Genomic DNA, 13,814 nt, shown 5'->3' with positions numbered 1-13,814 from the left:
ACATGCAAGAACTCCACTTACAACTTTATGAACTTCTTAAACGCATTAGAACAACCAATCCGCTTATACATCATATTACGAACTGGGTTACTATTGCAGATTGCGCAAATATAGTCCGGCTAACGGGTGGTCTGCCAATCATGGCACATGCCCAGGAAGAGGTTGCTGACATGACAAAGTTGTCCAATGCCCTGGTTCTTAACATTGGTACTCTTACGACAGAACTTATCGCGGTAATGAAAATCGCTGGAAAAGCCGCTAACGAGAAAGGAATCCCTGTAGTACTCGATGCTGTAGGCGTTGGCGCAACAACCTTTCGAGACAAAAAAGCTTTTGAATTACTCGACGAATGCCACATAGATATCATAAAAGGAAATGCATCAGAGGTTGCAAAACTTGCTGGCGAAGATGTAATCACAAAAGGTGTCGAAGCAGTCGATGTTCAGGTCGATCTCGCCGAAGCGGCAAAGAAACTTGCAAAAGAGCGAAATGCAGCTGTGGTCATAACTGCACCTGAAGATATTGTCGTTTGGCGTGATGATGTATATAATGTGAAAAATGGACATCCCTTTATGGGACAGATCGTTGGAACCGGCTGTATGGCTTCATCCGTACTGGGCTGCTTCTGCGCGGTTGAAAAAGATTATGGCAAAGCTTGCGCATCAGGTCTGGCCATATATGAAATAGCTGCAGAAAAGTCTGCACGAGAAACAACTACACCTTTTGAATTCAAACAGAGGTTTTTTGATGAGCTCTATAAGATGGATGAAGTGTGTGATTGGATGCAAAAAATTTTCAAAGCATAATATTATTAATCATTTAGTGAGAAGGTACCATGACATTACTTGAACAGGCAAAAAAGGGAATGATAACCGAGGACATAAAACTTGTCGCCAAGGACGAACAATATGAACCAGAATGGGTCAGAGATGAAATAGCTGCAGGACATATTGTAATCCCTAAAAATGTAGGAAGAAAATTCCATCCGGTTGGAATCGGCAACAAGCTCAAAACAAAGATCAATGCGAATATTGGAACTTCTCCCGATCATTTCAATATTGACGAAGAACTTGAAAAACTCAAGGTAGCTGTTGCATATGGTTCGGACAGTGTGATGGATCTTTCGACAGGAGGAGATTTATCAGCGATCAGAAAGGCGATCATCGCACAATCACCTGTCATGGTAGGCACCGTTCCGATCTATCAGGTTGCTGCTGAGCTTCTCGATGAAGATAAAGATATTACGAAAATGACTGTTGATCAACTGTTTGAATCGATCGAAAAACAATGTGCAGAAGGTGTTGACTATATAACTGTTCATTGTGGTATTACCCAAAAAGCATTAGACGCCATGAAACAACAACCTCGTTTACTCGGTGTGGTCAGCCGGGGAGGTTCTCTGCTTATAAAATGGATGAAAATTCACAAGAAAGAAAATCCTCTCTTTGAATACTATGACAGGTTGTTGGAAATTGCATACAAATATGATATCACGCTTAGTCTTGGCGACGGATTACGCCCGGGTTGTCTTGCTGATGCCAGCGATGCCGGTCAAATCCAGGAACTCATTACTTTGGGAGAATTGCAGCAACGAGCTTATAAAAAAAATGTTCAGGTCATGATCGAAGGACCGGGGCATGTTCCTCTTCATCAGATCGAAGCAAATATGCGTCTCGAAAAATCCCTTTGTCATGGCGCACCCTTTTATGTACTTGGTCCCATAACAACTGACATAGCACCGGGATACGATCATATTACCAGTGCAATCGGTGGTACGCTTGCCGCGTATTATGGTGCAGATTTTCTCTGTTACGTCACCCCATCAGAACACCTCTGTCTTCCAACAAAAGATGATGTTCGCGAGGGTGTTGTCGCTGCAAAAATAGCTGCGCATTCTGCAGACATTGCCCTTGGGTTACCCGGCAGTATGGAAAGAGATAATAAAATCTCCAGGTACCGTGCCGAATTTGATTGGGAAGGTCAATACAAAACTTCTCTCGATCCCCTCCTTGCAAAACGTAGACGTAAGGAAAGTGAAGACTTTTCAGAAGATGTATGCACTATGTGCGGGAAACTATGTGCCATTAAAACTTTGAAAAGTTAGGAAGTTTAAATGTTAGAACGTTAAAAGGTTGAGGGACTAGAATGAAGAAAATAAATGTTTTATCTATAGCAGCAAGCGACACTTCCGGTGGAGCTGGCATCCAGCGTGACCTGAATACCTTTCACGATCTTAGAGTAAATGGATTATCGGTAGTAACTGGAATTACTGCTCAAACAGACACAAAAGTATTTTTTGCTGATGCATTAGATGAAGTAACGGTTGACATCCAGCTAAAGACCCTTTTTCAGAATTATGACATATCTGCTGTAAAGATAGGAGTTGTATTTAATCGTGCAATCATGGATACAATCTCTCATTATCTAGAAAAATATCAACCAGCACATATTGTCATCGATCCAATTCTTCATGCAAGTGACAGCTATGCTTTTCTCGATGAAAAGGATTTCCTTCATTTCAGAGACACCTTTCTAACAAAAGCGAATGTAATCACACCAAACGTACCTGAACTCGAACATCTAACTGCCATGCCGGTTGAAAATGAACAAGATTTGATCAAAGCCAGTAGGTTTCTGTCTGAGAAATATGATTCCCTTATATTTGCAAAGGGTGGACATCTTACCACATCTACAACTGTTACTGATTATTTATTGAAGGGAGAATTACTCGAGCGATTTACCTCACCGAACAGTAATCTCTCCGATGTACACGGTACCGGTTGCCTGATCTCTTCTGCTATAACTTCGTATCTTGCACTTGGTGAACAGACAAAAGAAGCGATCAAAAAAGCAAAGAAATATTTTTATTCAATTCACGTAGATGATGTATAAACACATATAAATTCAATATCCATTATCTCAAATATTTGACAATTTATTCCCTCACTGCTAGATAAACACGATGGTATCAGAAATCAAACCGATCGGTCACGTTGAAGTATACAGAAAATTTACGCATCTCTTTGCGATCATTATTCCTGTACTCTATTATTTTGTGGTAAAAAGCCAGCTTCTCTCTATTGCAATACTGCTCCCCTTTGCGATCGGTTGTGTTATTTGGGATTCAGCGAGAATCGAAAATAAGAAGTTCAGACATAAATTTCTTAAACTTTTTGGTTCACATCTGAGAGACTCAGAGGTAAGCAGACTCACTGGTGGTTCCTATCTCTTGACTGCTTCGGTTATCACGATTGCAGTATTTCCAAAAGAGATTGCTTTTCTCGCGATATCCTATCTTGTTGTTGGAGATACGTTTGCAGCATTCTTCGGGCTTTCTATGGGAAGACGTAAATTTAGGAACTCGAATAAATCACTTGAAGGTTTTATCGGTGCTTTTATAAGCTGTGCAGTATATGGACTTGCATGTTATTTTCTCTTTCTCATGCGCGTTTTTGCTTTCAATAGCGCCCATCCTGAATTTGCTGTAATAATGATCATTATTGGTGCAGTCGTTGCTGCTATTGTAGAATCTGCGAATCTTCATATTAATGATAATATCAGCATTCCGATTCTGTCTGCATTGGCAATGACTGCTGCATATCTATTTATTTAGGGATATAAATATGAAACGAAGTATAAATTTTATTTATTGTATCAGAATATATTTTGAGGAGACGAAATGAAGCTATCTTTTGTCATTCCAGTTTATAATGAAGAAGAGAGTCTGCGAGAACTCCATCGCAAAATTGTGGAAAATATCCCGAACCAGAGCTACGAGATCATCTTCATCGATGACGGGAGTAGAGATAATTCCTATTCTGTCATACAGGAATTAGAAGCGCAGGATCAGAACATAAAAACGATTCGCTTTCGTACTAATTTTGGGAAGGCTGCAGCACTCCAGGCAGGATTTGACAAAGCAGAGGGTGATGTCATCTTCACCATGGACGCCGATCTTCAAGACGATCCGGTCGAGATACCCAGATTTCTCGAAAAAATCAATGAAGGATACGACTTGGTTTCCGGTTGGAAAAAGAAACGTAAAGACCCGATCACAAAGCGCTGGCCCTCAAAATTCTTTAATTTGATCACATCGATGGTTTTTCACTTGCGTCTCCACGACTACAATTGCGGATATAAAGCATACACAAAAGAAGCAGTAAAATCTTTGAATATCTATGGAGAATTATACAGATATATCCCTGCCATAATTTGGGCAAAAGGTTTCTCTGTTACGGAGATACCGGTCACACACCATAAGCGTAAATTCGGAAAATCCAAATATGGTGCTAACCGTTTTATTAGAGGTTTCCTTGACCTCCTCACCGTAACCATGATCACGAAATACCAACGGAGTCCCCTGTACCTTTTTGGTGCAAGCGGTCTGATCATCTCTCTTATCGGATTCATTATCAGCGTATGGCTGGCAGTTAAGAAGATCTTCTTTGGAATGAGTCTGAGTAACCGACCTTTGCTTTTTTTGGGAATCTTACTTATCGTTGTTGGAGTACAGTTAATTTCATTGGGATTACTTGGGGAAATGATCGTATACAGTTCTCGCCAGAGGGATAGAAAAGCAAACAAAAAGGAGCTGGACTAAAAAGAATATCCGATTGAGAATTTCCAGAAGTTGTTGTGCTTGCTTTGCTCGTATGCAAGCTTGACAGGTCCGATGATGGTTGTCATCTCCAGACCGATCGAATAACCTACTTTCTCACCCTTATCAAAAATACCCCAAAAATCTTCCATTGAGTCTATTTTCCCAAAATCACCAATGCCAATCTTGCCTATCAAGAAGAGCTCTCGACGGGGATCGCTGATTGAAAATTGCCGTATCAGATAACGCAATGAAATAGAGGTATAGAACATGTCCTCTCCATCTACATCATCGTAACCGAATCCATAAAACGTATTCTCCGGTCGATGAAAGAAAAATCTATTTTCCGGAATGCTGCCCTCATCACTTTCAAGCATATGCAACCGAAACCAGTTTACCAGCGTAAATTTTTCTAAGAAAGAAAAACAAAAAGCATTCTCAAAATTCACCTCATTAAATGTGGCAAGCGAACCAAATGCTTTGTCATAATGGATGTATGATGCTTTTCGAAATATACCTTTCGAAGGATATAACATATTATCAAAATTATCAAAAAGGAGTTGAAGACCAAAACCAGAACTTCGTTTTCTAAGCTTCAAATCAGCTGTACGGTAATCTATTATCAAGGAAAGCATTCCAAGCTTTTGGTCATCAAAAAATCCACTCTCAGCCCGGAAACTCCAGAACCTGTTCTCTGCGTTCTCAGCATCATCGTTAAGGTAAAAATGTAAGAGATTATTCCAATTTGAATTCAATATCCTATCCGTGCTAAAGCGTACGCCATATTTTCTTTCTCTTCCAAATCTTATGTAGGACTGCAAGAGCTGTCCCGTACCGAAAACATTGTCATAACCAGCTGATATAAAACCAGATGCGCCCTGTTGTGATGCATATTGAGCACCGGCTTCTATAATACCGAAGGGTTTTTCCGAAACAACAAACTCAACATCTACTACACCATTTGGATGAGGATTTACATTGCAATTAACCAGATTAAAATAATTCGTTCCGTGTATCCGTTGAATATCTTTTTCAATCTTATAAATATTGAAAATATCCCCGGGTTGGGTGTTGACTTCTCTTAAAATAACACCCTCATGCGTTATAAAATTCCCATCTATGAGGATATTATTAATCAATCCTTCTGTCATCATGATCAATATCTCATCTTCTTTGACTGATTCTTTGACGATTTCAACCAGAACATATCCTCTGCTCACATAGTAATTCTCTATGTATGACTCCAACTCCTGTAAGGTAGAAAGTGAATCGAAAATCTCCTCAGTCAGCATATCATCAGCAGCGAAAAGTGTATTTCCAAATAATGAAATCTTTTTATCCTTGATCGATACACATTCATCAATCGATACATCAAATGAACTATCATGTTTTACAACACTGAGGATCGTATCGATCATCGAATAGGTTTGATAATATCCAAGTGTAAGGAGTTCTTTGTAACGAGAAAATTCTGTATTTTTGATATGACGGGTCGAAGGTCTGATAACGATATCTGCTTGTGTAAGTTCATCTTTGATCTTTGAGAACATCATAATATTGATGAGCTGACTTGCAAAACTTGAAATATTCGTAAGATCCGTTTCTGTTGCAAGATAATTCGTTGCATTTGACGCAATGATGATGTCTGCCCCCATATCCCGCATACTGCTGATCGGGAGATTATTCGTAATACCGCCATCGACATATAGCGTGGAATCTATCAAAACCGGAGAAAGAAGAAACGGAACCGTCATACTCGCCTGAACAACCTGTGGGAGCTCTCCATGTGTGAAAATGTGATTCGTGCCCGTTTTGATATCAGTTGTTGAAATAAAGAGCGGTGGATTCAATTTCAGGAAATCCCCCCTACTGAGATAGTTTGAACGCGTAAAATAATAATCAAGCTGGCTCGTGATCTCCTGCGTGTTCCCGAGTGAGTTCGGGAATTTCAATTCCCAATCCTCGAATCGTACACGCAAAACGTTTGCTTCATTGATGCGTCTGGAGTAATAATAGTACTGCTGCCTGTCTGAATCTGACACAAAGCTCCAGTCCGTTTTTTCAATTATTTCCTGGATCTGGTCAACTGAATATCCTGAAGCATAGAACGCAGCAATAAGTGCACCAAAGCTCGTTCCCCCAATATAATTGATAGGAATATTATACTCCTCCAAAGCGCGAAGCACACCGATATGTGCAATTCCACGTGCACCACCACCACTGAGCACTACACCCACAGTCGGTTCAGTATGCTCTCCAGCGTAGAGCATAACAGCACAAATAAACAATATGCTGAAGAGAAGGATAATTTTCTTTTTCATAGGTGTTTATAAAACCAAAAATCAGAGTTGTGATGTCAATATTTTTACGGGTTGAATAAGAATCTGAATTTATTGACATCCGATTTACCATTCAATGAAATACGAGCAATGAAAAATAAAAACGTCATCCTACTCATGTTTCGATGAGACATTCATTGTAGACAAAAAGGAGTATTCCATGAATCTTTATGATAAATTTGCGAGCTTTACAGAAGCCAAAATCCTCGAAGAACAGGGCTTTTACCCCTACTTCCGCGTGATCAGCTCAGAGCAGGACACAGAGGTTATTGTCAACGGCAAGAAAACCCTAATGCTCGGTTCGAACAGCTATCTTGGACTCACCAATCATCCTAAGGTCAAAGAAGCTGCTATAGAAGCAACCAAAAAATATGGTACCGGGTGCGCCGGCTCGCGATTCCTGAATGGTACACTGGATATCCATATCGAGCTCGAAGAACGGCTTGCAAATCTTGTGGGAATGGATGCTGCACTTGCATATTCGACCGGCTTCCAGGCAAACCTTGGTGTGCTTAGCACGATCGTGGGTCGGGGCGAATACTTCGTTACCGATAAACTCGATCATGCCAGTATTATCGATGGCTGCCGTTTATCATTCGGGAAGATGCTCCGCTTTAATCATAATGACATGGATGATCTCGAACGGGTGCTGCAAAACATCGAAGAAGCTCCGAAACTTATTGTTGTTGATGGTATATTCAGCATGGAGGGTGACATCACAAAACTACCCCAGATCGTACACCTTGCAGAACGATATAATGCGCAGATCATGGTTGATGACGCACACTCGATCGGTGTTCTCGGCGAGAAAGGTTCAGGTACGTCAAACCATTTCGGATTGACCGATAAGACCGATGTCATCATGGGAACCTTTAGTAAGTCTCTTGCTTCGGTTGGTGGTTTTATTGCAGGAAATGAAGAACTGATGCATTATCTGAAGCACTTCTCCAGACCGCTTATCTTCAGTGCTAGTCTCCCGCCAGCTTCGGCTGCAACGGTGATCGCTGCGCTGGATATTATGGAGAGCGAACCGGAACGTATCGAGCGTCTCTGGGAAATTACCAGATATATGCAAAAAGGATTCGTTGATATAGGTTATGATATCGGAACGAGCTGCACACCGATCATTCCGCTCCATGTTGGTGAACTCATGACTGCATTCAAGATGTGGCGCATGCTGGCCGATGACGGTGTGTTCATTAATCCTGTTATTCCTCCTGCAACTCCTCCGAATGACTGCCTGATCCGCTGTAGCTTCATGGCTACCCATACAGATGACCAGATTGATATGGCGCTGGATAAATTCAAAAAGGTTGGTAAGAAACTGGGAGTGATATAGAAAACATTTAGAATAGTTTAAAAAGCTAAGCTTCTCCAAAATTCTGAAAAGAATTCAAAACATTTATTATCTATCATTTTAGTCTTAACTTTTTTCATATACAATGAGTTTATCTGTCCCTTGATTACCTCTTTATCACTTTCTGAAATATTATAAGTTGTAGCAAAGCAATTTAAGTCCTTTTCAACACGATTTAACTTTTTAGGTGAAATAAGCTGCATATTTAACTCATGAAATGCAAAACCTAAAAATACAATTCTATCTGCAGTATTCATCTCTTGTTTGATTTCTAAAATTTCGCTTGAACTAGGATCAGTTCCTTCAGTAAAAGTTTTAATACCTTTGCTAAGCTCAATTAGCTTATTTGGGCTAAGAGAACCACCAAAACCCATAACGCAACTTTGATTTGACCATGGTAAATGACCAACGCTTCCATAAGGATGAAAAATGTTTATACAACTCATCATTTCAATTGCTTCATCCTGTTCTAAGTGATAATAGTCTTGAAGGGCATTAAACATGAAATGTTCCAGACATCTATCATAATTAAATATAATAAATGAAGTAGATTCAAATCTAGATTTAAGTTCATTTTTTGTGCAGTTAGCTCTTAAAATTTGAAATAACTTATTGTACCATGTCTTAGATAAAGATGAAAAATCAATTTTGGAATTCATATCAGATGTTTCAATAAATAACTTACTACCTTTCTCAGCATCCAATATTGAATTAACAATTGCTAGTTTCCCACATGTTGCAATCATATTATCATCTCTATGAGAATCTATTAAGTCATCAATTGATGTTGCTAAAGGAAGAGAATCTCTAATTTGCCAAGACTTTTGAATATATGTTCTAATGTCATCATCAGGTCCACCTGTTTTTGTAAGTATTCGGAATGCTTTATCTATAAGATCACTTCCACTTATCTTTCTATTCCAATCATCATAATGTATATCCAATAAAGATGATATATTATCTTTAAGCTCGACTCCTGTTGGAAGGTCGACTTCCTGACTTGCTCCAGCACCTAGAATAAACACAGTTTCTTTTTCCATTTTGTTACCTCCTAGTATCGTTTTGATTATGTGATTTCAATTTCAAAATTATCATAATCTCTCCACCACTCTCCCGTCAGTCGTCACATACTCCGTCATCAAGTTCGCGGTTAAGCAGGAATGCACGGGCAAAATGTAGAGCACATCCCCAATCTTATAATTTGAAATTCGTGCTTCCGGAACAGCAACGATACCATGTTCCTGCGATAAATTCTTTACATACATGCCCGGAATAATATTTCCCCAACGTTTACCAATATTCTCAACAATTTGTCCATAAATTGTTCCATACTCATGATGTTCCAGTCGTTCTTTGGAAAAATGTACTCCCCCGCCATATATGACGATCTCATGCCTTTTTTTGTGTATTGCAACGATCGGGCATGCCATTGCCACTGCAACCTGGTCAATAGAACACGATCCAATATAATACTGCATGAGATCATAAAAGACAAAATTGCCGGGTCGTATTTCGTCAATACCCGAAAAGTCCTCAACCACACTACAGCTTGGCGTATCTCCTATCGAGAGAAGTGCATCGGGATACCTTGATTTGAGTTCGAATAGTTGTTTTGTGTAGCTTTTATACTCCTTTAGAATTTCTGGTTGTGACCTACAATTGTACATTTGTCCCGCATGAGTGAGAAATCCTTTAAAATTCAACAAATCACTTTCTTCTGCACATTCACGTATAGAATTGATCATCATACAATCATTAGCTGGAATTCCGGCTCTATGATAGCCGACATCTATCTTAATAAAGAATCCAACCTGGTTTTTCAGATTTTCAGCAAGAAATTGCACAACCTCCTCTGACTCGACCAATACATTGAGAGAAACCATTTCTGCGAGGGCATTTATCGTATCGATCTCGAGAATATTTACAGGAAAAGCAACAGTGATATCACTCCATTCCTCAGAAAAGTATTGTGCCATCTCAAGAGATGAAACGGTAATTTTATCAACCCCAATTTCTCTGAACCAGTTCCCTATCTCAAGTGACTGATGCGTTTTGAAATGGGGACGGAAGATCACGTTATTTCTCTGTGCTTTGTCATACATTTTCCGGATATTTTTCCTGCATGTATCTTCATCTAAAAGTAAGGTTGGTTTCGTGATTTTGTTTGATCTCATTTCTGCCATCTAAAAATCTGCTCTCACTTCCATTTTAAGCTGGTAGCGCGCATCGGATTTTGGATATTTTTCCAGATAATATTTCAGGAAACCGGTCACGTATTTGCTGAACTTATAATCGAACTGAAACGTAACCCGGGAATTCAGTCCGGCTCTTTTGCTATAGAGAATATTCGCAAAATAATCCGAACCTTTTCGTTCATTTTGCTGCAGATGCACCTGGGCAGTAAAATGATACTTCGATCCTGCATTATACACGAACTCAGGTTCAACTGTGTATGATGTAATTGTATAATCATCTGTACCGTCGAGTTTTGCACCATTTTCGCAGTCAAGGGCAAATTCAGACGAGATGATCATATTGTACCCGAATTTATATGAAATATCAGTCGAGAATCCCCATACTTTAGAGTTGAGAAAATCCGCTGTCTGATAATTAGAAATAACATCAGTATACTTGACTTCATTCTCGAAATTCCACTGCCTCACTTTGTAAAAATTCAATGCTGCAGTATAGCTGTCCTGATCCAACTCGTCGAATTCGTTTTCATATTGATTATCGATCTTTTTTGTCTTTTCATAAAGAAATCGCAGAACGATCTTGTTTTTTTTGATATTATACCAGAGCTGTTCCTTATATCGCTGATATCCATAATCGGTATATTTTTTATTCATAAGAGCACTCGGCTTGAGGAGGTAGAGATCGAGCTTGTGTGGTGTGCTGGATTTCTCTTGAATTGCAACATCTGAGGTGAGGATGATCTTATCAAGAAAAGAATTCAAACCATACGATTTTTCAGAGATTCCTCGCGATGGATGTATCTGCAGATTCCAGTTCATCTGAAGTTCAGTGATCGGTTCAGGTGTTCCCACGATCGTGATCTCATAATCATAATCTCCATCCTCCTGGTGAAATCCAAGACTGTCATACAGTCCGTTACCGTCACCAACATAGATAAGTTCTTTCACTTTTGGATATAGTTCGAGATTCCCGATCTTATAATTTACGCGATTCGATATAGTATTCTTTATCATATCAAAGGAAAGCTGCGAATTCATAAGATCAAAATTCGTGTTGCTGGCACCGGTAAGATATTTATTTTCTCTGTGCGAGTATTCGATCTTAAAATTCGTCGTACCCTGGATATATGATATTCCTGCTTTGTAGAGTTGTGCTTTTTTATAATCGAACCAGTCGATCTTGAGACTGTCAACGAACTCGTGTTCATAACCGAGTGTGAATTCCGTATTCCAGAAATTAGATGTGAAGCCGTAAAAATATTTGGTTGTTCTAAAACCGAAATCCAATATGCCGTCATTCTCAAACATCTTATCAGAAAAACCAGCTTTCAACTTTATAAAACCTATCGCGTAATCCCCATCAACAGAATGAGTTCTTTGAATGAGTTTTTCATCTGCTGTGCTGAGAGTCGAATCGCTTTCCTGGGTAATTTGTGAAAATGTGTATCGCATAGATGGAAGTATGGGAAAAGCCGGATTTTGCGAATATGAAAATGAGTTCGAGAAAGTTTGTTGATGAGCTACATCCTTCATATACTTCTCATAAAAACGTACTCTATTAGATATCCATCGCGGCATCGACATATCGACCGATCCACCGTATTCGGTTACATCAACGGTATCTGTTTCAACAAAATCAGATGTCTGATACTGGGTTTCTGCGGATTCCACCCGTGCAAGTGAGTGAAAATACTTATCATGAGCCCGATAATATACTGAGGTTTTTGCTTTCCCTTGTAAGAAAAATGGTAGCTCAAGATTTAATGAATGATAGTGCGCAAAACCGTTATTATGATCGTCATCGATGGGAGAGAAGCTGTTTTGGTCATAGTTTGTTAACATACCCTCAGAAACAATTTCGAAACTCCCCAGTTCAAGCTGTGCCCTCATATCCACATTTGTGCGTTTCTCCGGGAATGGAAGTTGGATCTCAGGAATATATTCTCCTTTCCCTTCCCCGACCCATTCATATGAAATATAGCCCGACTTATTATATGTGCCTTTGCCTGAACCCACATAGGAAAAACTCACCAGGTAATTCCCTGTAGAATCGAAACCCACATACACATAATGAGAATCTGCAAGAATGTAGTTTCCATCTCCAACTGCAACCGAATCAACACCACTGATCCGGGCTTTCTCAGGATCATTCCCGGCTTCTTTTAAGATCTGCTTTTCCTCATCGGTCAAACTGAAATTCAATGGATTGTCTTTATCATCATTATTACTGACAATCTTCAGTGATAGGTTAAGACCATTATCAAAAAAGGCAAGTTCCCCGGCACCAAGATAGAAATTACTTCGATATTCCTCTGCTGTGTACTCGTAATCCGCAATAATATATGACTCTTCAGTGATGATATTGTTATTCTGGAATGTGATCGAGCCCTCATTGTAATCGATAAAATAATCATTCCCTCTCGTAAGAAGAGAGCCGTTCAAATATATCTTATCAGTTCCGGAAAGCACCCGAACACTTGAGCTGTTCTTGCCCGGCAAATAATATGGTCCCTGGATCCCTTCTGTTCCGTAAAAAGAATAACTTTTAAAGTCACCATTTGATACTGCTGCCGACACATTCACCTTTTGTGCACTTGTCCAGTTAAACGTCACCCCTTCGAGTTTGAAATCGTAATTTGCATAATACGTGTCATCAAAACGGGTGAAGAAATCACCGAACTGCAGACTATAGTTTCCGGAATATACTTTGATGAACATCTTATCGAACTCGCTAAGTTTTTTGGTTGTGCCTTCAGTTGATATTGGGGTCGTATTGTCAGAAAGCTGTGCCTTCAAAAAGATATTTTTAGACAACTCTCCATCAACCTGCAAATAGAGTGACTGATCAAGATCCATATCCTGTTTATTTCCGAGTGAAAGGGCAAAACTCTTGCTTCCAGAAATATTCAGATTGGTTTGGGTATCATACTGTTGCTGAAACTCTTTTGTTTTCTGCTTGTCTGTTTGTGTTTTGGGTATTCTATCAAGAGGTAAGAATTTCTGAAATGAATACACTAGACTTTTGGGAAAAACCTTAAAAGATACTTTGATTCTTTGGGAAGGTTCAATTTGTTTCTGCATGAAAATCGTACCCTTTATGTAGTTTAGAGTATAGTCCGCTCCTTTAATGAGCAAGGTATCCTGATAGCTTACCCGTTCCGAATTATTAATGATATGGTCGTACCCAAGATCATATACACTTTTTTCTGATTCGAAAGTTATGATATTTGTTTTATTAAGAATCGAAAACTCTTCACCAAGAAGAGGGCTCGCCAAACAGCAGATGACGAGTACAAAGAATATGAAACGGTAAAAGTGCATTCCCC

Annotated in this window: 10 protein-coding genes; 6 read left to right on the top strand and 4 right to left on the bottom strand. The window is 39.4% G+C overall.

Annotated elements, in window-relative coordinates; all coding sequences use genetic code 11:
• Positions 1–2 precede the first annotated feature (2 nt).
• The 5 genes from thiM to JW794_04015 all read left to right on the top strand — a co-directional run bounded on the left by thiM (position 3) and on the right by JW794_04015 (position 4,600).
• Positions 3–806: a hydroxyethylthiazole kinase gene (gene thiM / locus JW794_04035; GenBank protein ID MBN2017285.1), complete on the top strand. Its 804-nt coding sequence runs from the start codon at positions 3–5 to the stop codon at positions 804–806.
• A gap of 29 nt (positions 807–835) precedes the next feature.
• A complete protein-coding gene (thiC, locus tag JW794_04030) occupies positions 836–2,104 on the top strand; it encodes a phosphomethylpyrimidine synthase ThiC (protein ID MBN2017284.1) in 1,269 nt (422 codons plus the stop codon).
• Between the two features lie 41 nt (positions 2,105–2,145).
• Positions 2,146–2,892, top strand: coding sequence for a hydroxymethylpyrimidine/phosphomethylpyrimidine kinase (locus tag JW794_04025; protein ID MBN2017283.1), 747 nt, complete (start codon positions 2,146–2,148; stop codon positions 2,890–2,892).
• 70 nt (positions 2,893–2,962) lie between these two features.
• Positions 2,963–3,613, top strand: a complete 651-nt coding sequence (locus JW794_04020; GenBank protein ID MBN2017282.1) for a hypothetical protein — start codon at positions 2,963–2,965, stop codon at positions 3,611–3,613.
• A gap of 66 nt (positions 3,614–3,679) precedes the next feature.
• Positions 3,680–4,600: a glycosyltransferase gene (locus JW794_04015; GenBank protein ID MBN2017281.1), complete on the top strand. Its 921-nt coding sequence runs from the start codon at positions 3,680–3,682 to the stop codon at positions 4,598–4,600.
• Here the strand turns inward: JW794_04015 and JW794_04010 are convergent.
• Positions 4,597–6,918 carry a patatin-like phospholipase family protein gene (locus tag JW794_04010; protein ID MBN2017280.1) on the bottom strand — a complete coding sequence of 774 codons (2,322 nt, stop codon included), beginning with the start codon at positions 6,916–6,918 and terminating at the stop codon, positions 4,597–4,599. The two genes, JW794_04015 and JW794_04010, sit on opposite strands and share 4 nt — an antisense overlap.
• A 178-nt stretch (positions 6,919–7,096) precedes the next feature.
• On the opposite strand from JW794_04010, the gene JW794_04005 reads away from it, so the two are divergent.
• Positions 7,097–8,275 (top strand): aminotransferase class I/II-fold pyridoxal phosphate-dependent enzyme, encoded by a 1,179-nt coding sequence (locus JW794_04005; GenBank protein ID MBN2017279.1) that lies wholly within the window; start codon positions 7,097–7,099, stop codon positions 8,273–8,275.
• 17 nt (positions 8,276–8,292) lie between these two features.
• Here JW794_04005 and JW794_04000 read toward each other — a convergent pair whose 3' ends face one another.
• Genes JW794_04000 through JW794_03990 form a run of 3 tightly spaced genes read right to left on the bottom strand, consistent with a single transcriptional unit; the run spans position 8,293 to position 13,809 of the window.
• Positions 8,293–9,333: a hypothetical protein gene (locus JW794_04000; GenBank protein MBN2017278.1), complete on the bottom strand. Its 1,041-nt coding sequence runs from the start codon at positions 9,331–9,333 to the stop codon at positions 8,293–8,295.
• A gap of 51 nt (positions 9,334–9,384) precedes the next feature.
• Positions 9,385–10,476 (bottom strand): alanine racemase, encoded by a 1,092-nt coding sequence (locus tag JW794_03995; GenBank protein ID MBN2017277.1) that lies wholly within the window; start codon positions 10,474–10,476, stop codon positions 9,385–9,387.
• Positions 10,477–13,809, bottom strand: coding sequence for a hypothetical protein (locus JW794_03990; protein MBN2017276.1), 3,333 nt, complete (start codon positions 13,807–13,809; stop codon positions 10,477–10,479).
• Positions 13,810–13,814 lie beyond the last annotated feature (5 nt).

The organism is Candidatus Cloacimonadota bacterium (assembly GCA_016932035.1).
In the GTDB taxonomy this organism is placed as follows: Bacteria; Cloacimonadota; Cloacimonadia; order JGIOTU-2; family JGIOTU-2; genus Celaenobacter.
The sequence above is the reverse complement of the archived record's forward strand: the minus strand, read 5'-3'. Positions and strand labels throughout refer to the sequence as shown.

Excerpts from the sequence above, each read along its gene's own strand:
- JW794_04000 (MBN2017278.1), bottom strand. The coding sequence starts at position 9,333 with ATGGAAAAAGAAACTGTGTTTATTCTAGGTGCTGGAGCAAGTCAGGAA.
- thiM (MBN2017285.1), top strand. The coding sequence starts at position 3 with ATGCAAGAACTCCACTTACAACTTTATGAACTTCTTAAACGCATTAGA.
- JW794_03990 (MBN2017276.1), bottom strand. The coding sequence starts at position 13,809 with ATGCACTTTTACCGTTTCATATTCTTTGTACTCGTCATCTGCTGTTTG.
- JW794_04020 (MBN2017282.1), top strand. The coding sequence starts at position 2,963 with ATGGTATCAGAAATCAAACCGATCGGTCACGTTGAAGTATACAGAAAA.
- JW794_04025 (MBN2017283.1), top strand. The coding sequence starts at position 2,146 with ATGAAGAAAATAAATGTTTTATCTATAGCAGCAAGCGACACTTCCGGT.
- JW794_04010 (MBN2017280.1), bottom strand. The coding sequence starts at position 6,918 with ATGAAAAAGAAAATTATCCTTCTCTTCAGCATATTGTTTATTTGTGCT.
- JW794_04005 (MBN2017279.1), top strand. The coding sequence starts at position 7,097 with ATGAATCTTTATGATAAATTTGCGAGCTTTACAGAAGCCAAAATCCTC.
- JW794_04015 (MBN2017281.1), top strand. The coding sequence starts at position 3,680 with ATGAAGCTATCTTTTGTCATTCCAGTTTATAATGAAGAAGAGAGTCTG.
- JW794_03995 (MBN2017277.1), bottom strand. The coding sequence starts at position 10,476 with ATGGCAGAAATGAGATCAAACAAAATCACGAAACCAACCTTACTTTTA.
- thiC (MBN2017284.1), top strand. The coding sequence starts at position 836 with ATGACATTACTTGAACAGGCAAAAAAGGGAATGATAACCGAGGACATA.